Source organism: Puniceibacterium sp. IMCC21224 (assembly GCF_001038505.1).
Classification (GTDB): Bacteria; Pseudomonadota; Alphaproteobacteria; order Rhodobacterales; family Rhodobacteraceae; genus Puniceibacterium.
Window position 1 is genome coordinate 856,302 of record NZ_LDPY01000001.1, and the last position, 18,021, is coordinate 874,322.

The window sequence follows — 18,021 nt, forward strand, 5'->3', positions numbered from 1 at the left end:
CAGATGAAGATGACGAGATACAGTGAGCCGCAGATCCTTGCGATCCTGCGCCAGGCCGAAGGCGGTGTTCCGGTGGCCGAGCTTTGCCGCGAACATGGTATGAGCACAGCGTCCTTTTACAAATGGCGGGCGAAGTATGGCGGGATGGATGCTTCAATGATCGCGCAGACCAAGGCGCTTGAAGACGAGAACCGACGCCTGAAGAAGATGTTCGCAGAGTTGAGCATGCAGAACGAGTTGCTGAAGGAAGCCCTTGGAAAAAAGTGACTGGGCCATCTCAGCGACGAGAGATGGCCGCAACGGCGGTAGAGCGACGCGGGGTCAGTGTCGCCGTGGCGTGCCGCACCTTTGGGGTTAGCGAGACCTGCTATCGCTACAGCCCGCTTCTGAGCGATGAGAACGAACAGATTGCCGATTTGCTTGTCGGGCTGACGGATACGAGGAAGACTTGGGGCTTCGGACTTTGCTATCTGCACCTGCGCAACGTCAAAGGTCATCCGTGGAACCATAAGCGGGTCTATCGCATCTATTGCGCGCTGGAACTGAACCTGCGGATTAAGCCCCGCAAACGGCTAAAGCGGGATAAACCCGACGCGCTGGCGGTACCCGAGGCCCCCAACATGACCTGGTCGATGGACTTTATGGCCGACAGGCTGAGCGACGGTCGTCAGTTTCGACTGCTGAACGTGCTGGACGACTTCAACCGCGAAGGGCTTGGCATTGAGGTCGACTTTTCATTGCCTGCTGAACGCGTGATCCGGAGCCTCGATCGCATCATCGAATGGCGTGGCAAGCCCGGCACGATCCGGGTCGATAATGGCCCTGAATACATCAGCATCAAGCTGCTGGAATGGGCTGAGAAACAAGGTGTTACCCTCCAGCACATCCAACCAGGACAGCCCCAGCAGAACGCCTACATCGAACGTTACAACCGCACCGTCAGGAATGAATGGCTGGACCAACACATCATCGAAAACATCGAGGAGGCCCAAGACTTCGCCACGCAATGGCTCTGGACTTACAACAACGACCGCCCGAACATGGGCATCGGCGGCATCACACCCGCACAGAAACTGAAAATGGCCGCGTAAGTTCTACGGCTGCACCCCATTAAAAATGGGGGGATTACCGGACGAATATCAACCTTTTGTGCCGCCAATTTGCGGTCCTTCCTATGCGATCCAGATACTTATGCAGCCGTTTCAAATGCGGCTTTGGGCTGTTTCTTCTCCCTCGAGGGAGATGAAAAAACCCCTGTTCCGGAATTTTTGTCATCAGTAAGCGATAGGAGTTCTCGTGCAATCGCGTGAACCACATCAACATTCACAGCATTACCAAGAGCCTTAAAGGCTGCAGTCTGAGCCTCAGGCAAGTGCTCCAATTTTCCCATGCTTTGGAGGCGGCTGCATTCTCGCGTGGTCATATACCGCCGCTCCCAAGCGATCACGGGTACTTGGCTCGTCGTCATTGCGACCAACGAGGGTGCAGTGACTGGACGTTTGACGCGGATCCCCGATGCACGAAACTGGATGACGTAGTCCCAGATTAAACGCTTCTCGCCTTTGCAGTTCCATTCGAATTTCTGGAAGCTTGGCGCGAAACCACGGATGCGTGGTAGCCAGTCGTCAATCCAACTTTTGTGCCTCTCATAAAATTCGCGGTTCTGTCGGATGAAATCGATTTTCCACTTGGGATATCCGTCTGCGTTGCCGCGTGCGTAGGCCGGCAACGCCGAAACAACGTCTTCTGCCTTCAGATCACAAAGATGAGTTCCAAAACTTCCCTTATAGGAACCCAGTTCTTCAACGCCGATTCCGCATGCAGAGCGATCGAGGAAAGGATAAGTTGCCCCAAATTCCATCGCCCAAATCGGAAATGATGGCAACTGTTCATCTGCTGGAAAACGATCGAGAAACTCCTGCCACGCCTCGAGATAGCCTAGGAAACTCTCCGGCAAAGGCTTGGCGTCCTGTGGGTTCGTGTCGAGCACATTGTAGATTGAAAGATTTGCTTCCAAGTGAGGCACCGGCCAGGAAAAGTCACCAAGCCCACCGCGTCGACCAACAATAAACGCACGTTCGCGAACTTGTGGGACACCCAATTGGTGAGGCGAGAGTTTTCCGTCATCCACGCTGTAACCAGCAAGGCGCAGTTTGTGCAAAATCTTACGCCATGTCTGACCCTGCCGGTGGCGAACAAGATTAGGAACATTCTCAATAATGAAGAATTCTGGCTTTTTTTGCCGCAAGATTCGGACAACGTAATCGATCAAGTCTCCCCATTGTGGGCATTCAAATCCTTGCTGACCTCCTGCCTTCGAGAAAGGTTGGCAGGGGAAACCTGCGCAAAGAATATCATGATCCGGAACGGAAGGCAGGTCGAGTGTACGAATGTCACCATGAGGGACAATTCCAAAATTCTTTTCATAAAGGAGTGCTAAATTTTCGTCGCGTTCGCAAGCAAACACGCACTGATGGCCAAGTGACTGAAGAGCAAGGTGAAATCCACCGAGGCCAGCAAACAGATCAATGAATTTTAAAGTCCGCATGTTATTCGATGTCCAGCTTAAGTTGCTGATCTCTATTCTCGTCGAGAAAACGCAGAAGTGCGTATCTAACCACGTACTGCAGAGATAATGGTGGGCGGTGTGACGCAGCGATTTGCTTTAATTCGTCATGTGCTGATGCTTCCAATGAGATCGTGAACCGTCGCATCTCGGTTGTTTCGACGTCTGGCATGACCGCTCCCTCTGCCGCGCTGAACCAGATTACACAGGAATGCACCAGAATGCACCAGCTTAATCTTGGTGTCTCAACTTTCGGCTACCGGTTGGCCTCAAACTGGTCGTTGTGATCCTCCCATTTGGCCGATACTGGCTCCAGAAGCTTAGCCAGGGTGGCCTTTGGTCCTTGTCGGCCTTCCAAGATCGCCTCAACAAGATTCGGCGCCAGCAGAGTGATGCGCAGCACTCGTGTCATGTAGGAGAGCGCTATGCCTTCGCGATCCGCCAACTCGGCGATGGTTGTGAATTCGCCGGTTTCCAGCATCCGCTTCCAGCGAAACGCCCGCGCCAGTGCCTTGACCAACGTGTTATCCATCTTGCTGTGCCCAGATGCCCCATCCGGCATCTGCATCTCCTTGCGACCGCCGCGCTTCACGAGGCGGAACGGGATGTGCACTGTAACTGTTTCCGGCACTGGCTTCGCGCGGGTCATACGGCCGTTCCGACGTCAGCCATCATTTCGCGCGCGAGCCCGGTCAGCCCGTCCATGCGCAGGCGAACATCGAGGCCATCGGTGCCAATGTCGATCCGCTCGACCAGCAGCGACACGATGCGCGCTTGCTCAGCGGGGAAGAGTTCATCCCACAGTGGATCAAGACGGGTCAATGCGTCACGGGCGTCGGCCTCGGTGATCTCGTTATCCTGCGAGCGGGCCGCCTTCCATGTGCCCGCCACAATCTCAGGCTGGCGGAACACGGCGCGGAGCTGGTCAATCACGGCGGCCTCGATCTCACCAGCGGGGACCCGCCCCACCGGACACGATCCAGCGCCGTGCTTCAGCACCGTCTGGCTGACATAGTATCGGTAGAGCTTGCCGCCCTTGCGCGTGTGGGTCGGCGAGAAGGCCGCCCCGTCGTGGCCGTAGAGCAACCCTTTGAGCAGTGCGGGCGTGTCGGCGCGGGTGCGCGCGGCTCGCTTGCGAGGGCTTTCAGTCAGGATGGCGTGGACCTTGTCCCAGACATCCCTTTCGATGATGGCATCATGCTCGCCGGGATAGCTGTTCCCCTTGTGCACGGCCTCGCCGATGTAGGCGCGGTTGTTCAGCAGGCGATACAGGTACTTCTTGTCGATCCGGTTGCCACGGCTGGTCTGAATGCCCCGTGCCGCCAGTTCACGAGCCAGTTCCGTGCCCGAGCCGATTTCGATGAAGCGGGCGAAAATCCAGCGGATGTTGGCGGCATCGGCCTCCTTGATGATCAGCTTTCGGTCCTTCACCTCGTAGCCCAGTGGCGGCACGCCGCCCATCCACATGCCCTTCATCCGGCTGGCGCGGACCTTGTCCCGAATACGTTCCGCCGTCACTTCGCGCTCGAATTGGGCGAATGACAGCAGGATGTTCAGCGTCAACCGCCCCATGGATGTGGTGGTGTTGAATGACTGAGTGACAGAAACGAAGGTCACGCCGTTTCGGTCAAACACCTCGACCAGTTTGGAAAAATCCATCAGCGAGCGCGACAGGCGGTCAATTTTGTAGACGACGACCACGTCGACCAGCCCGTCTTCGACATCGGCAAGCAGCCGTTTCAGGCCGGGACGTTCCAACGTCCCGCCCGAGATGCCACCATCGTCATACTGATCGCGGACCAACACCCAGCCTTCGGAGCGCTGGCTTGCGATATAGGCCTCGCAGGCCTCCCGTTGCGCGTGGAGCGAGTTGAATTCCTGCTCGAGCCCTTCCTCGGAGGATTTGCGCGTGTAGATCGCGCAGCGCAGTTTCCGGACAATCGGCTTGGTCATGCGCTCCTCCGGTGGTTTTTCAGGCCGAAGAACACCCAGCCGTTCCAGCGCGTGCCGGTGATGGCGCGAGCAATGGCCGACAGCGATTTGTAAGGGCGGCCCTGCCAGTCGAAGCCGTCGGCGGTCACGGTGACGACATGCTCGACGCCTTGCCATTCACGGATCAACCGCGTCCCGACGATGGGCGTCAGGTCAGCGCGGATTCGGCTCTTTTTACGATCACCGCCATCGAGGTGTTCGCCAAGGGCTTCCAGACGTTTCACGGTTTCCGGCTTCAAGCCGCCATAGGCGAGCTCCTGAATGCGGTAGGCCAGACGGCTTTCAAGGTAGCGACGGTTGAACGGCGGCGGCTCGCTGTCGAACAGCTCACGCCATTGCTGCTTCAGGTCTGCCGTCGATGTCGTCTTGAGCGCGGCCAGGCGGGCGGGAATAGGATCTTGTTTGGTCATGCATTTCTCCGGTGAGTTGGAGTTGCATGACGCCATTCGTCGGCCGGATAGTGTAGGCAACTTTCTCCAATATCGTCAGATACTTCCGCCCGGTCCCGCATCCGTAGGCGAACCAACCCGAGAGCCAGCAGCCTGCACAGGTCGGCACGGCGTTCAGCTGGAGTCATCTGGTTGGGTGGGAGTGGATTGGGGCGTTTCATGCGGGCCTCGGGTCGGTTGTCTCCCTTGGCTTCTACTCATCGGTTTCGAAATTCGTCCCAACTGATCGCCCGACGGTTGCGGGCACATGGACGAGAACATATTATGAACATTCATTTCATGGAAAAAGGGGATTCGCGATGGCAGGCAATTTGAAGAAGTTCGTGAACCCCCGGTTCATCAAGACAATTGATCTGATCCTGATGAAGGCATTGCTGGTCCGTCACGAGGGCAATTTCACCAGCTTCTCTGTCGATCTGCTTGATCAGGAAGAGGATATTGCGCGGGGCGCGCTCCACGAGCTCCTGACGGGAGCCGAGGACAGTTATCCGGAAGGTCTGCGTGCCGATCTCCACCGGATTGCCGAACTGGGTGACAGACGTGGCCTCGAAGTCATCCAGACCCAGGCCGACCGTCAGGGCATCAATCTGTTTCCGGACATGAAGACCGGTGATGAGGATGCACCCAACAAGGCACATGATCCGAAACACATCGCGGTCCGGGTATTTCTGGAGCATCCCGACCTGTTCGACGCGTCCGCCGATCACATGGCGATGCTCGCCGCTGATCGCCTGCACGAATACGCGGGACGGGAACGGGGCGCCACGATCGACCTGACAGAGGAGAAGGTTGGACTTGGACTTGTCGCGATTTAGTTCCGGTCTCTTTCGAGCGATATTCGCAATGAAGGAGACACAAATTGGCACCAAGATACAGCGACGAGTTCAGACGTGATGCGGTTCGCATTGCAACAAGCAGTGGACTGACGCGACCTCAGATTGCGTCTGATTTAGGGGTTGGTGTTTCGACACTGAACAAGTGGGTTCAACACCATCAGAATGATGACCTGATGTCCGGCCCGCATGAGGATGTGGAGAAGGAGAACGCCCGCCTTCGCAAAGAGAACCGGCTACTCCGCGAGGAGAGGGAAGTGTTAAAGAAGGCGACGATCTTCTTCGCAGGCCAAAAGGCGTGAGGTTTGCCTTTATCGACACCTGGAAGAAGATCTGGCCCATTGAGTTTCTATGCCGCGTTTTGCGGGTAACTTCCCGTGGGTTTCGCGCCTGGAAGATCCGCCCTATCAGCCGAAGCCAGCGAGATGACATGGTGCTGTTGGCCCATATCAGAGAACAACACCGCCTTAGCCTGCAAAGCTACGGCCGACCTCGCATGACGGAGGAACTGCGCGATCTCGGTCTTGTTGTCGGGCACCGCCGGGTAGGCCGGTTGATGCGTGAGAACGCGATCAAGGTTATTCGAACCCGTAAACATAAAGTCACGACTAACAGCAATCACGCCTTCAATGTCGCCCCCAACTTTCTTGATCAGGACTTCTCTGCTGATGGCCCAAACCAAAAATGGGCAGGGGACATTTCCTACATCTGGACGAGCGAGGGATGGCTGTATTTGGCAGTGATCATCGATCTTTACTCCCGCCGGGTCATTGGCTGGGCGGTCAGTAACCGGATGAAGCGGGACCTGGCCATCAAGGCATTAGACATGGCAGTAGGGCTGCGAAAGCCACCCAAAGGCTGTATCCATCATACGGATCGTGGCTCTCAATACTGTTCAGGTGACTATCAGAAAAGTCTGAAGCAGCATGGATTTCTGGTCTCAATGAGCGGCAAGGGAAATTGTTATGACAATTCCATGGTCGAGACCTTCTTCAAATCTCTGAAAGCCGAACTGATCTGGCGTCAGAAATGGGCGACCCGCAGACAAGCAGAAGGAGCAATATTCCAATACATCAATGGGTTCTACAACCCGCGAAGACGGCATTCATCCCTTGGCGGGAAAAGTCCCTTGGCTTTCGAGAGACGGGCTGCCTAACATGAGCTGAGAGACCGGAACTTTTGCGTGGCAAGTCCACCTCAAGACCGAGCTTCTTCTTCAGCGCGCCGGACATGGCACCACGAACCGTATGTGACTGCCATCCAGTTGCGACCATGATTTCCTCGATGGTCGCGCCGCCTTCAGCGCGGAGCATCTCGATCAGCTTTGCCTGTTTGGTCCCATTTCGACGCTGGACGGGTTCGCTTGCTCTATCGGTGGGGGCACTTTCGTTCGGTTCGTTGGTGATCCCGAGGACGCTGTAAGCTAGCGACGTGGAACGCAGGGTTATCGGCCCGCCCTTTTCGTCGTGCCGCCAGACCGTGTTCAGGTCCTTGGCTGCAATCTCCTCGATGAGCCCCTTCTTCAGGAGGCTCTTGCAGACATTGCCAACGGCGCCGCCCTTGAGGCTGGCGGTGACGGGGAACACTGCCCCGTCATCCCGCGCGCAGGCGGTGGACAGGATGATGGCTTGTGGGTCGGATAGCTGGATCTGGGTCATTGGTTTCTCCGGTGTTCGGGCAATGCAGGATGCGGCGCCTTCTACCGGATGAAGCCCGCAAGTGCGGGCCTGCGGGCTGACCGAGCCGAATTCAGATCAGGCCGAGGTCTTTCAGACAGGCGGCTGCATCGATCAGCTGATCGGTCGGAACCTCGATGGTGATCGTCATGCTGTCGGCGTAGGCCCGGACATAAACGCCGCCATCGTCCATCAGGGCGCTTTCGATTTCGTCGAGGACCGTGGTGATACGGCTCCGGTCGAAATGATCGGGCAGCTTACGGATGGCAATGCGGACGATGCTGGTTTCCATGGCGCTCACTCCGCGTGCTCGCCTTCGCTGAAGGCGCTGTCGGTGATGCGCTTCAGGAGGCTGGCGTAATGCTCAAGGGTGTCGACATGGCCCCAGTTGATATCGTCGGGATGGGAGTTGAAATGCTCGTCGCTGAGGCTTGCCAAGCGGACGAGCATCTCGTCGATTTCGGCTTTCTTGCCGATGAAGGCGTTCAAGGCCGCCTCCTTGTTCCGCGCAGCCTTCTCGGCGCGCAGTTGATGGCGGGGCGTTGTCTGCGGGTTCAGGCGGGTCATCGTGGCGGCTCCGTGGTGAGTTGCATCTTTTTCTTGAGACCACGTTCGCTCTGGTACGGAGGCCTATCAACTACATAAGAACATGATTTTGAATGATAATCGGAGCACGCAATGGAGGGTCTGAGCGAGCGCCGGTATGCCGCCCGCGTCGGCCTTTCACGTGGTGCAATCCAGAAGGCCAAAGCGACAGGGCGGCTGGTTCTGTACGGCGATGGCAGCATTGACGCGGTGGCCAGCGATGCCTTGCGCGCCGAAGCGACCGATCCGTCGAAGACCCGGAAAGCGCCGCAGCCAAAACTCAAGCCTGTCCCGGAGGCGGCAGTGTCCGCAGTCGGCGAGACGCTCCGTGAACAGGGGTTAGCGGCGCCACAAATCGGCAGCGGCACCACGTTCCTGCAGGCCAAGACGGCGAACGAAGTGCTGAAGGCGCAGGAACGGCGCCTCCGGCTACAGAAGCTGAAAGGCGAGCTGATCGACCGGGCCCGCGCGTTGTCGCTGGTGTTCCGGCTGGCGCGGCAGGAGCGTGACGTCTGGGTCAACTGGCCGTCCCGAGCGGCGGCGTTGATGGCGGCCGATCTGGGCGTTGAGACCGCCGCGATGCAGAAAGTTCTGGAAAAACATGTCCGTGCCCAGCTCGACGATCTTGCCGAGATCAAACCCGATCTCCGGTGATGCCGACGATGTACTGGATTTCGACGGCGCGGCAGAGATACTGCGTGCATGGGGCGCGGGCCTCACGCCCGATCCGGACCTGACCGTTTCCGAATGGGCGGATCGGCACCGAATGCTTTCGGGGCGCGCTTCGGCCGAACCGGGAAGGTATCGCACGGCGCGCACGCCCTACATGGCCGAGATCATGGACCGGCTGTCGCCTGGCGACCCGACCCAGCGGATCGTCTTTATGAAGGCGGCGCAGGTCGGCGCGACCGAGGCCGGGAACAACTGGATCGGCTTTGCGATCCACCAGGCGCCGGGCCCAATGCTGGCGGTCCAGCCGACGGTGGAATTAGCGAAACGAAACTCGCGCCAGCGGATCGACCCGTTGATTGATGAAAGCCCGGAACTGCGCGAGCGGGTCAAACCGGCCCGATCGCGCGACGCGGGCAACACCATGCTGTCCAAGGAGTTTGCGGGCGGCATCCTGATCATGACCGGAGCGAACTCGGCCGTGGGTCTGCGCTCGACACCCGCGCGCTACATCTTCCTCGACGAGGTCGATGCCTATCCGGCCTCCGCTGACGATGAAGGCGACCCAGTCACGCTGGCCGAAGCACGATCATTGACCTTCGCCCATCGGCGCAAGGTGTTCCTGGTCTCGACGCCGACAATTCGGGGCCTGAGCCGGATCGAGCGGGAGTTTGAGGCCAGCGACCAACGCCGGTATTTCGTGCCATGTCCCCATTGCGGTCAAGAACAGTGGCTGAAGTTCGAACGCCTGCGCTGGCAAAAGGGGCGGCCGGAGACTGCTGAATATCACTGCGAGGGCTGCGAGACGCCTATTGCCGAACACAACAAGACGGCGATGCTGGAGGCAGGCGAATGGCGCGCGACTGCGACGGCCGCCGATCCTGGCACTGTCGGCTATCATCTCTCGGCGCTCTATTCGCCGATCGGCTGGCTGAGTTGGGAGCGGATCGTGCGCGCATGGGACGCGGCGCAAGGGTCGGACGAGGCGATCAAGGCATTCCGCAATACGATCCTCGGCGAGACATGGGTCGAAACCGGCGAGGCGCCGGACTGGCAGCGCTTGGCGGACCAGCGCGAGACCTGGGGCGGAGGGACTGTTCCAGAGCGCGGCTTGTTCCTGACAGCCGGGGCCGACGTTCAGAAAGATCGCATCGAAGTCGATGTCTGGGCCTGGGGCCGCGGGCTGGAGAGTTGGCTGATCGATCACCTGGTCATTGAAGGCGGGCCCGGCGATCCGGCGTGCTGGCAGCAACTGGCCAACTTGCTCGGCCAGACATGGGTGCATGCTTCCGGTCAGAATATGACGTTGGCACGGCTGGCGATCGATACCGGCTACGAAACCAGTGCTGTCTATGCCTGGTCACGACAGGTCGGCTTCGCGCAGGTGGCACCGGTCAAAGGCGTTGAAGGCTTCAACCGCTCGAGCCCGGTCACTGGCCCGACGTATGTGGACGCGACCATCGCAGGCAAACGGCTGCGGCGCGGTGCGCGGCTTTGGACGGTCGCCACGTCGACCTTCAAGACCGAGACCTATCGCTATTTGCGCCAGGACCGGCCGACGCGGGAGGAAATCGAGGCTGGGCACCTTTGCCCGCCCGGAACGATCCATCTGCCAAACTGGGCTGACGGCGAGTGGCTGAAGCAATTCACGGCCGAACAACTGGTCACGGTGCGCACCAAACGCGGCTTTGCCCGGCTCGAATGGCAGAAGTTGCGCGAACGCAATGAAGCGCTTGACTGTCGGGTCTATGCCCGCGCCGCCGCGTGGATCCTTGGGGCCGATCGCTGGTCTGAGGCGCGTTGGGCCGATCTGGAAGCACAGGTCGGGATCACAGCGGAGGACGGGGCGGGAAACACGACACCCGCTTCTCGGCGCGCGGGGCCACAGCGGCGAACCGTGCGCTCAAGTTATATGAGGTGAATTGATGTCTACGATTGCCGAGCTCCGTGCCCGCCGCGAGACCTTGGCCGTTCAGCGTTCCTCTGGCGTGGCGCGTGTCAGTTACGACGGAAAGACGGTGGACTATCGCAGCGTCGCGGAAATCGACCGGGCCATCGAGGCGCTTGACCGCGAGATCGCGGCTGCTGAAGGACGGCGGATCGTTCGGCAGGTGCGTGTCACGACGACGAAGGGGCTCTGATCCATGGGCCTGTTCGATCGCTTTCGCCGCCGGGTCCCCGGCGGTGCCGCCATTGTGTCCGCTCGCCTGGAAGGCGCGATGGCCAAGCGGCGCTTGCGGGGTTGGCAACCGCCGCTTGAAAACATCAATTCGCTGGTAGCCTCGGGTGGGCCTCGTCTCTTGGCGCGGTCGCGGGAACTGGTCGTCACCAACGGCTATGCCGCCAATGCCTGCGAGGCGTTTGCTTCGAACATGATCGGCGACGGGATCAAGCCCTCGTCGCTGATCGCAGATGCGACGTTGCGTGACAGCGTTCAGCAGCTCTGGCTCGCATGGACCGACGAGGCGGATGCCGACGGGTTGACCGATTTCTACGGCCTGCAGGCCATGGTGGCGCGGGAAATGTTTGTTGCGGGCGAATGCTTCGTGCGTCTGCGGCCCCGCCGGTCAGAGGATGGTCTGCTGGTGCCGCTGCAACTGCAGCTCCTGCAGTCGGAAATGCTGCCCTTCGAGAAGACGGAAACGTCGGGAAACGGCAATCGCATCCGTTGCGGGATTGAATTTGACGGCATCGGACGGCGCGTGGCCTATCACTTCCGGCGTCGCCATCCGGGAGACAGCACCGACCAAGGGGCTGTGATCCCCGAGACGGTGCGCGTGCCAGCCGACGACGTTCTGCACATCTACCGCCCAATTGATGCAGGCCAGATACGGGGCTTGCCTCATGTGGCTCCAGCCATGGTGCGGCTGTTTCTGCTGGACCAGTACGACGACGCCGAACTGGACCGGAAGAAGACGGCGGCGATGTTCGCTGGGTTCATCACCAAGACCGCGCCTGAAGACCCGATGATGGGTGAGGCCGAGGCCGATCTCGATGGCACCGCCATTGCGAGCCTCGAACCTGGCACGATGCAAGTGCTGCTGCCGGGCGAGGATGTGAAGTTCTCGAGCCCTGCGGACGTTGGTGGCGGCTATGAGGCGTTTCAATATCGGACGCTCTTGTCGGTCTCGGCCTCGCTGGGGCTTCCCTATCATCTGGTCACCGGCGATGTGCGGCAGGCGAACTATTCAAGCTTGCGGGCCGAGCTGGTCGAGTTCCGGCGACGCATCGGCCAGCTTCAGCATGGGGTGATGGCGCACCAGCTGTGTCGGCCGATCTGGCGGCGCTGGCTTGAGACGGCTGTGTTGTCGGGGGCGCTGGATATCGGCAATCCCGCCGTCGCGCGGCCGGTGCAATGGATCCCGCCACGCTGGGATTGGGTCGACCCGCTGAAGGACATCCAGGCGCAAGTGCTGGCCATGGAAGCGGGCATCACCTCGCGCCGGAAGGTGGTCGAGGCCACCGGCTATGACGTCGAGGAAGTGGACCGCGAAAATGCGGCAGATGCCAAACGCGTTGCCGATCTGGGGCTGAGCTACCGCGCGAGCCCCGGCGAAACACAGGGCGCGCGAGCAACGCCCGCCGCGCGGCCTGATCCTGGAGATGGCACAGGCGAAGACACAGGCGACGGATCCGCCTCCACCGATCCCGCCACCGAACAGGAGTGACAATATGACAAGCTGGTATGCGATCCGCGCCCGGGGAACGGGTGCGGAAGTGGCGATCTATGACGAGATCGGTGCCTATGGGGTCTCGGCGAAGGGGTTCCTTGCCGAACTCGGTGCACTGCCCGACGGGACGCCGGTCGATCTGCGGCTGAACAGCCCTGGTGGGTCAGTCTTCGATGCGGTGGCGATTTACAATGCGCTGAAGCGGCACGCGGGCACGGTCACGGTCTGGATCGACGGTATTGCCGCCTCGGCCGCGTCCTATGTCGCGATGGCGGGTGACGAGATCGTCATGCCGGAAAACGCGTTCCTGATGATCCACGACCCGTCGGGGTTGGCAATGGGCACGGCGGGCGACATGCGCGCCATGGCCGAGGCGCTGGACAAGATCGCGGGCAGCCTCGTTCGGGGATATGCCGCCAAATCCGGCAAGTCCAACGACGAGATTAAAGCGCTGATGGCGGCTGAGACCTGGTTCGACGCGGGTGATGCGGTGGCGGCGGGCTTCGCGGACCGGCAGGCGGACCCTGTGAGGATGGCCGCGCGCTTCGACATCGGCCGGTTCCGCAACGCGCCGCCCGACCTCGTCGAGGCCGTGGATGGCACAGACCAGGAGGGTGTTCCGACCCAGACGGAAGGCATTCCGATCGAAGGAGACCCAGAGACGGGCACGGACGCTCGCCGAGAGCCCGACCGCATCCAGGACGACGATGTCGAACTTGCCGACAGCACCGGCGAGACGGGCAGCGACGATGCGCTCGTCGAGCCCGGGGGGCAAGTTGAGGCCGACGATATGCTCCGCGCTTCGGCTCCGGATGGCGCACCGCCCGATCCCGCCGCAATCCGCGCCGAGGCGATCACCCATGCCCGCGCTATCGTCGATCTTTGCCGCCTTGCAGGCCAGCTGCAGATGGCCGGGCGCTTCCTCAAACAGGACGCCAGCCTTGACGACGTCCGCATGGCCCTTCTGGCGGCAAAAGCCGAGGCCGAACCCGAGATCGTCGCCCATCACCCGCAACCCGGCCGGACCACGACGGCCCGCCCATGGGGCGAGATCGTCGCCCGCACCTTCAAGCTGAAAGGATAATTCCGTGACCACGCTCACCGAGACTACGCATCCCGGAGGATTCCTCGTCTGGGAAGCCTTCCGCGACTACACCCGCGAAACCGTCACCTTCGCCACAGGAACAGCGTTTGCCACGCTCGATCCGGGCACCGTGCTGGGCAAGATCACCGCGTCTGGCAAATACGCTGCCCATGATCCCGCCGCCGTTGACGGTACCGAAACCGCCGTGGCGGTGCTCTGGGGTAAGGCCGACGCTGCGGGCGGCGACGTGCCAGCCGTCGCGCTGGTCCGTGGCCCCGCCGTCGTCAATCGCCACGATCTCGTTTTTGCGGGCACCCCCAGCGAGGGCGAGATCACCGTCGCCCATGCCGCGCTGCTGGCGGTCGGCATCCTCGTCCGCTGATCAAACCCTCAAAGGAGGCATTCCCATGACCACCATGGATATCTTCGAAGGCGATGCCTTCACCATCATCGAGCTTACCCGCGCGCTGGAAAACATCCCCTTCAAGCCCGCGATCCTATCGGGTGCCAGCCTGTTCTCGCCGCGCGGCGTGCGCTCGCGCACCGTCGTGATCGAGAGCCGGGACGGCACGCTGTCGCTGATCCCGTTCTCCGAACGCGGCTCGGCGGCCGAGCAACAGGTTCCCGAGCGTCGCGACATGCGCGCCTTTGTGTGCCGCCAGTTCAAGAAACAGGACGTACTCTGGGCTTCGGAAATTCAGGGCATTCGTGACTTCGGCTCGGAAAGCGCCACCCAGCAGGTGCAAAGCGAGGTCGCCCGAAAGCTTGGCCGTCTGCGCCAGGATGCCGAAGCGACATTCGAATATCACCTGCTGAACGGCATTCAGGGGATCGTGAAAGACCCCAAGGATAGCGCCACGGTGATCAATTACTTCACCGAGTTCGGTATCACGCCCGCCACCGAGATCGACTTCGATCTGGACAATGCGACCCCGGGCTCTGGCGCGCTGCGCAAGCGCTGCCAGGCGCTGATCGAAAGCGTCGAAGACAGCATGGGCGGGCTCGCCGCCGGGGCCGTGCAGGTTCGTGCCGAATGCGGGTCGGCCTTCTTCGCCGATCTTATCGCCCACAAGGAAGTGCGCGAGACCTATCTCAACACAGCCGCCGCTGCCGATCTGCGCGGCCGGGTTGCCGACGAGGTCAGCTTTGGCGGCATTACCTTCCGTCGCTACCGAGGTGGGGCGGGCTTCGGTGTGCCGACCGACAAGGCCTTCTTCTACCCCGAAGGCGTCGAGGGGTTGTTCGAGATTTACCATGCCCCGGCGGATACGTTCGAGACGGTCAATACTCTGGGCCTGCCGCTTTACGCGCGCACGATCCCTGATAGGGACCGTGACGAATGGGTGCGGCTCGAAATCGAGAGCAACCCGCTGCCGATCTGCACTCGACCGCAGGTGTTGCGCTCGGCGCGGCGGACGTGAGGGATCAGAGGGTAATCTCGTATCGGGCCCGCAATGCCTTGAGATGCCGCGCCAACCACTCTGCTGGCCCGGCATCATCCCAAGCACGCCACAGTTCAGGATAACTCATGGCCCGAAACCTTGGCGTCGATCCGGCCACACGTTCTGCGAAGGCGGCTATCTCTTGCCTGTGGGCCCTAAACTCAGGACTGGCATCCGGGTTTGCGGGCTCCCAATAGAGGTAAAGCAGGGTCACAGGCTGATCCCGAAAGGTGCGGGCCAGCCCAAACGAATGCTTGATCAGTTGCGCAGCATCCAGCCAGACGTAGCTGTTAGGTGCGTCGGTCAGGCGCAGCATCTCACGGAAATATCCTTGTTCGCGCCGCTCATCGCGGATCTGTTCGGCATAGGCGGGGGAGAATGAGGCTCGGTGCCTTGCGAGATACTCGCTCAGCTTGGACTCGACTCCGACAACACCTTTCGGACCCGACAGAACGACATCGAGGTTGGGGGCGCGGCCGCCACGAAGGCCGGTCGGGCACTTGCGCTCGAACTGCAGCGCCGCGAAGGGGCCGCAGCTCGGCAGAGCCAGATCGACAATCCGGGTCCGAAACGGTGCAAAACAATTGACCGCTAACCCCGAGGATGAATGCGCGGCGCGGAACTTGGTTTGCAGTTCGTTGCCATCCCCGGCCTGCAGGTCGACCTCGAAATTCTCGGTCGCGACAAGCGGCAGAAGCGTATCGCGAAAATCGGAGGCATAGCCTTTGTCGTCGATCAGGATGTCGGGCCTTTGGTGCGCAAATGCTGTCCTTAGGGCAACGAGCGCCCGGCTTCGAACTGGACTGTTTGAAGATAAATTCTGTTTCATAAGGACATTATAGTCATGGCCAGTGCATTTGTATCCGCAATGGAAATACTGTTCACGGATCCGAACATCGGGCGAGAGGCGGTCTACACCTCTGACGGCGGCGCGCCTTTGCTGGTGCGCATCGTCTCCCGGCAGGCGGATGCGATCAGCGACTTCGGCGACGCACGGCTTTGGTCGGAAACGACCCGGATCGACCTGCGCGTCGTTGAGGTTCCGGCCCCGCGGCCGGGCGACCGTTTGGAAATGGACGGCGAAGCCTTCCTCATTCAGGGCGAACCCGTGCGTGACCGCGAGCGGCTGGTCTGGACCGTGGACCTCAGGCCCGCGTGAAGCTGAAGCTCGACATCGATCCGGACATCGTCGCGATGATGGCAGCGGAAGTGGCTGCGGGCGAACGCGCGGTGACCGCAGCCATGCGCGAGGCCGGGACCGGGCTCAAAACTGCCTGGCGCACGCAGATCACCGGTGCGGGGCTCGGACGGCGGCTTGCCAACACGATCCGCAACCAGAACTTCCCGCGGTCGGGCGAGAGCCTGGATGCAGCAGCGCTGGTCTGGTCCAAGGCCCCGGTCATTGTGGGCGCCCACGATACCGGCCCACTGATCCGCTCAAAGGACGGCTTTTGGCTGGCAATCCCGCTGCCCGCTGCTGGAAAATCAACACGTGGTGGTCGGATCACCCCGGCCGAATGGGAACGACGGCGCGGTCTGCGGCTGCGCTTTGTCTATCGCCGCATAGGCCCGAGCCTGCTGGTGGCAGAGGGGCGACTGAATACCAAGGGTCAGGCGGTCGTGTCTCGCGCGAAGACCGGGCGCGGCAAGGTTACCGCGCCGATCTTCCTTCTGGTGCCGCAGGTGAAATTGCCGAAGCGGTTGAACTTGGCACGCGATGCGGAGCGTGCAGTGGACGGTGCGCCGGGGCTGATCGTAGCGAACTGGGTGGCGGGACGGTTATGATTTAGGTCCGGCAACCAACTTTTTATCCTTCCAGAGACGAAAGCTCGTACTGCCAGGTACGCTCGCACGCGCATGCTTAAACGCGACCGACGCGGTTTCACCTTCGAGCAGATGGTAGACAAGAAAAGTCTGTACGAACTGAGAAGCAATCGCGCCGTGCACGCTGTGAAACGGGCCGATAAACCGTTCGCATGAAGTGTGAGATGACGCAGCTCCGCCAAATGCCTTGTAGCCAGTCTCGCAGCACAGACTGATGAAGGTCTTTGCTGAAACTCCCGCAACATCAAAGGCGTTCATGAAGGCATCTGTATCGATCCAATCACCATTCGCGAATTTGATGCTTGCATCACTTCCGTGGCCAATCAGGATCACATGAGAATAGGCTGCATGGGATCGGCCCCACAAGACTTCGATTTCTTGCAAGGATCGCACTTTGTAAGCATGAATAAAGTCATCTGAGACGAGCAGTCTGCAAAACTGGAGTACCGATTTCCCCAGCGGATCGAGAAGCGTGGTTTCCGTCTCCAAGTCTCCGATGCTCAGCATCAGAACGCCAATATTGCGATGGCACAGGCTGCTAGCAACCAACTCGGTTTCTGCATTGCCGACATCGACCCGAACACTCCGGCCTTCCACTGCCAATACTCGCTTCTCTACGAAGGACGATGGCGACTGCAAATTCGCTTTTATCTTCGATACGGGCACAAAAACCCGTTCATCGATTTGGAGGTTCTTAGCCATCAGGAATCCAGTGTTTGAAGTGAACGGCACCTTCCGTTTAATTGCTCCAAACGGCAAGCCAAAGGTGGCGCAGAGAAGGAATTCAGGGTGCCTACATCCCGCGAAACCATCGTCACTGCGCTGCACGCGCGCCTCTCGGCGCTGCCCGCAACCGCTTTGCGCGGCGACGTGCTCCCCGAACGCGTCCCGGCCGAGGGCCTGCTAATCCTGCGGGATGGTGAACCCGGTGAGCCCGAGGTCACGCTGTCGCCGCTGCGCTACCACTACCAACACCGCGCTGAGATCGAAGCGGTCGTGCAGGGCGTCGACCGTGACGCAACCTTCGACACCCTGACCAACAGCATCGGCATGGCCATCGCCGCCGACCGCACGTTGGGCGGCCTCTGCGACTGGATCGAGGCCGAAGCGCCCCGGCCAGTCGATCTGCCGGTCGAGGGCGCGGCGAGCCTGAAGGCGGCCGTCGTGCCGGTGGTACTGCACTATTCGACGGCCGACCCGCTGGCCTGACCCCGACAATCCAAGGAGAAC

The 18,021-nt window shown here is 60.5% G+C and carries 22 protein-coding genes; 13 read left to right on the forward strand and 9 right to left on the reverse strand.

Going from position 1 to position 18,021, the window contains the following annotated elements; translation table 11 throughout:
• The first annotated feature begins 3 nt into the window (after positions 1–3).
• Positions 4–1,091 (forward strand): IS3 family transposase gene (locus IMCC21224_RS03900; protein WP_156178101.1). Its coding sequence is split into 2 segments (ribosomal slippage): positions 4–265 and positions 265–1,091, totalling 1,089 coding nucleotides; the frame shifts between segments, so codons are not numbered across the junction.
• Positions 1,092–1,189: 98 nt separating this feature from the next.
• On the opposite strand, the gene dcm is transcribed toward IMCC21224_RS03900, so the two are convergent.
• The 4 genes from dcm to IMCC21224_RS03925 all read right to left on the reverse strand — a co-directional run bounded on the left by dcm (position 1,190) and on the right by IMCC21224_RS03925 (position 4,968).
• Positions 1,190–2,548: a DNA (cytosine-5-)-methyltransferase gene (gene dcm, locus IMCC21224_RS03905; RefSeq protein WP_082135122.1), complete on the reverse strand. Its 1,359-nt coding sequence runs from the start codon at positions 2,546–2,548 to the stop codon at positions 1,190–1,192.
• 274 nt (positions 2,549–2,822) lie between these two features.
• A complete protein-coding gene (locus tag IMCC21224_RS03915) occupies positions 2,823–3,215 on the reverse strand; it encodes a bacteriophage-like protein (protein WP_047994232.1) in 393 nt (130 codons plus the stop codon).
• Complete coding sequence (locus IMCC21224_RS03920) at positions 3,212–4,519, reverse strand: recombinase family protein (protein ID WP_047994233.1); 1,308 nt, start codon at positions 4,517–4,519, stop codon at positions 3,212–3,214. The genes IMCC21224_RS03915 and IMCC21224_RS03920 overlap by 4 nt, the downstream gene beginning before the upstream one ends.
• Positions 4,516–4,968: a DUF2924 domain-containing protein gene (locus IMCC21224_RS03925; protein ID WP_047994234.1), complete on the reverse strand. Its 453-nt coding sequence runs from the start codon at positions 4,966–4,968 to the stop codon at positions 4,516–4,518. Before IMCC21224_RS03925 ends, IMCC21224_RS03920 begins: the two co-directional genes overlap by 4 nt.
• 338 nt (positions 4,969–5,306) lie before the next feature.
• Here IMCC21224_RS03925 and IMCC21224_RS03930 point away from each other — a divergent pair, with 338 nt between their 5' ends.
• Both IMCC21224_RS03930 and IMCC21224_RS26930 read left to right on the forward strand, forming a co-directional pair.
• Positions 5,307–5,822, forward strand: a complete 516-nt coding sequence (locus tag IMCC21224_RS03930; RefSeq protein ID WP_053078884.1) for a hypothetical protein — start codon at positions 5,307–5,309, stop codon at positions 5,820–5,822.
• Positions 5,823–5,866: 44 nt separating this feature from the next.
• A protein-coding gene (locus IMCC21224_RS26930; RefSeq protein WP_156178107.1) for an IS3 family transposase occupies positions 5,867–6,996 on the forward strand; the annotation gives its coding sequence in 2 pieces (ribosomal slippage) (positions 5,867–6,107 and positions 6,107–6,996; 1,131 coding nt in all).
• On the opposite strand, the gene IMCC21224_RS03945 is transcribed toward IMCC21224_RS26930, so the two are convergent.
• From IMCC21224_RS03945 to IMCC21224_RS03955, 3 genes are all read right to left on the reverse strand, one after another.
• Positions 6,914–7,498 (reverse strand): DUF3489 domain-containing protein, encoded by a 585-nt coding sequence (locus IMCC21224_RS03945; RefSeq protein ID WP_082135124.1) that lies wholly within the window; start codon positions 7,496–7,498, stop codon positions 6,914–6,916. The two genes, IMCC21224_RS26930 and IMCC21224_RS03945, sit on opposite strands and share 83 nt — an antisense overlap.
• A 91-nt stretch (positions 7,499–7,589) precedes the next feature.
• Positions 7,590–7,808 (reverse strand): hypothetical protein, encoded by a 219-nt coding sequence (locus IMCC21224_RS03950; protein WP_047994236.1) that lies wholly within the window; start codon positions 7,806–7,808, stop codon positions 7,590–7,592.
• A gap of 5 nt (positions 7,809–7,813) precedes the next feature.
• Positions 7,814–8,083, reverse strand: coding sequence for a hypothetical protein (locus tag IMCC21224_RS03955; RefSeq protein WP_047994237.1), 270 nt, complete (start codon positions 8,081–8,083; stop codon positions 7,814–7,816).
• Positions 8,084–8,194: 111 nt separating this feature from the next.
• Here IMCC21224_RS03955 and IMCC21224_RS03960 point away from each other — a divergent pair, with 111 nt between their 5' ends.
• Genes IMCC21224_RS03960 through IMCC21224_RS03990 form a run of 7 tightly spaced genes read left to right on the forward strand, consistent with a single transcriptional unit; the run spans position 8,195 to position 14,946 of the window.
• On the forward strand, positions 8,195–8,755 hold the full coding sequence (locus IMCC21224_RS03960; protein ID WP_047994238.1) for a hypothetical protein: 561 nt from the start codon (positions 8,195–8,197) through the stop codon (positions 8,753–8,755).
• Complete coding sequence (locus IMCC21224_RS03965; RefSeq protein WP_047994239.1) at positions 8,703–10,691, forward strand: phage terminase large subunit family protein; 1,989 nt, start codon at positions 8,703–8,705, stop codon at positions 10,689–10,691. Before IMCC21224_RS03960 ends, IMCC21224_RS03965 begins: the two co-directional genes overlap by 53 nt.
• Before the next feature lie 4 nt (positions 10,692–10,695).
• Positions 10,696–10,911 (forward strand): phage head-tail joining protein, encoded by a 216-nt coding sequence (locus IMCC21224_RS03970; RefSeq protein WP_047994240.1) that lies wholly within the window; start codon positions 10,696–10,698, stop codon positions 10,909–10,911.
• 3 nt (positions 10,912–10,914) lie between these two features.
• Positions 10,915–12,438: a phage portal protein gene (locus tag IMCC21224_RS03975; RefSeq protein ID WP_047994241.1), complete on the forward strand. Its 1,524-nt coding sequence runs from the start codon at positions 10,915–10,917 to the stop codon at positions 12,436–12,438.
• 4 nt (positions 12,439–12,442) lie between these two features.
• On the forward strand, positions 12,443–13,525 hold the full coding sequence (locus IMCC21224_RS26370; RefSeq protein ID WP_053078885.1) for a head maturation protease, ClpP-related: 1,083 nt from the start codon (positions 12,443–12,445) through the stop codon (positions 13,523–13,525).
• Between the two features lie 4 nt (positions 13,526–13,529).
• Complete coding sequence (locus tag IMCC21224_RS03985) at positions 13,530–13,907, forward strand: head decoration protein (protein WP_047994242.1); 378 nt, start codon at positions 13,530–13,532, stop codon at positions 13,905–13,907.
• A gap of 25 nt (positions 13,908–13,932) precedes the next feature.
• Positions 13,933–14,946 carry a major capsid protein gene (locus IMCC21224_RS03990; RefSeq protein WP_047994243.1) on the forward strand — a complete coding sequence of 338 codons (1,014 nt, stop codon included), beginning with the start codon at positions 13,933–13,935 and terminating at the stop codon, positions 14,944–14,946.
• 4 nt (positions 14,947–14,950) lie between these two features.
• Here the strand turns inward: IMCC21224_RS03990 and IMCC21224_RS03995 are convergent, their stop codons facing one another.
• On the reverse strand, positions 14,951–15,796 hold the full coding sequence (locus tag IMCC21224_RS03995) for a hypothetical protein (protein WP_047994244.1): 846 nt from the start codon (positions 15,794–15,796) through the stop codon (positions 14,951–14,953).
• 15 nt (positions 15,797–15,811) lie between these two features.
• Between IMCC21224_RS03995 and IMCC21224_RS04000 the strand changes: the two genes are divergently transcribed.
• Together IMCC21224_RS04000 and IMCC21224_RS04005 are read left to right on the forward strand one after the other, a co-directional pair.
• The gene (locus tag IMCC21224_RS04000) at positions 15,812–16,126 is read left to right on the forward strand and encodes a hypothetical protein (protein WP_047994245.1); all 315 of its coding nucleotides are present in this window, start codon (positions 15,812–15,814) and stop codon (positions 16,124–16,126) included.
• Positions 16,123–16,752 carry a DUF6441 family protein gene (locus tag IMCC21224_RS04005; protein ID WP_047994246.1) on the forward strand — a complete coding sequence of 210 codons (630 nt, stop codon included), beginning with the start codon at positions 16,123–16,125 and terminating at the stop codon, positions 16,750–16,752. The genes IMCC21224_RS04000 and IMCC21224_RS04005 overlap by 4 nt, the downstream gene beginning before the upstream one ends.
• Here IMCC21224_RS04005 and IMCC21224_RS04010 read toward each other — a convergent pair.
• Positions 16,747–17,493 carry a hypothetical protein gene (locus tag IMCC21224_RS04010; RefSeq protein ID WP_047994247.1) on the reverse strand — a complete coding sequence of 249 codons (747 nt, stop codon included), beginning with the start codon at positions 17,491–17,493 and terminating at the stop codon, positions 16,747–16,749. The two genes, IMCC21224_RS04005 and IMCC21224_RS04010, sit on opposite strands and share 6 nt — an antisense overlap.
• An 87-nt stretch (positions 17,494–17,580) precedes the next feature.
• Between IMCC21224_RS04010 and IMCC21224_RS04015 the strand changes: the two genes are divergently transcribed.
• The gene (locus tag IMCC21224_RS04015) at positions 17,581–18,000 is read left to right on the forward strand and encodes a hypothetical protein (RefSeq protein ID WP_047994248.1); all 420 of its coding nucleotides are present in this window, start codon (positions 17,581–17,583) and stop codon (positions 17,998–18,000) included.
• Positions 18,001–18,021 lie beyond the last annotated feature (21 nt).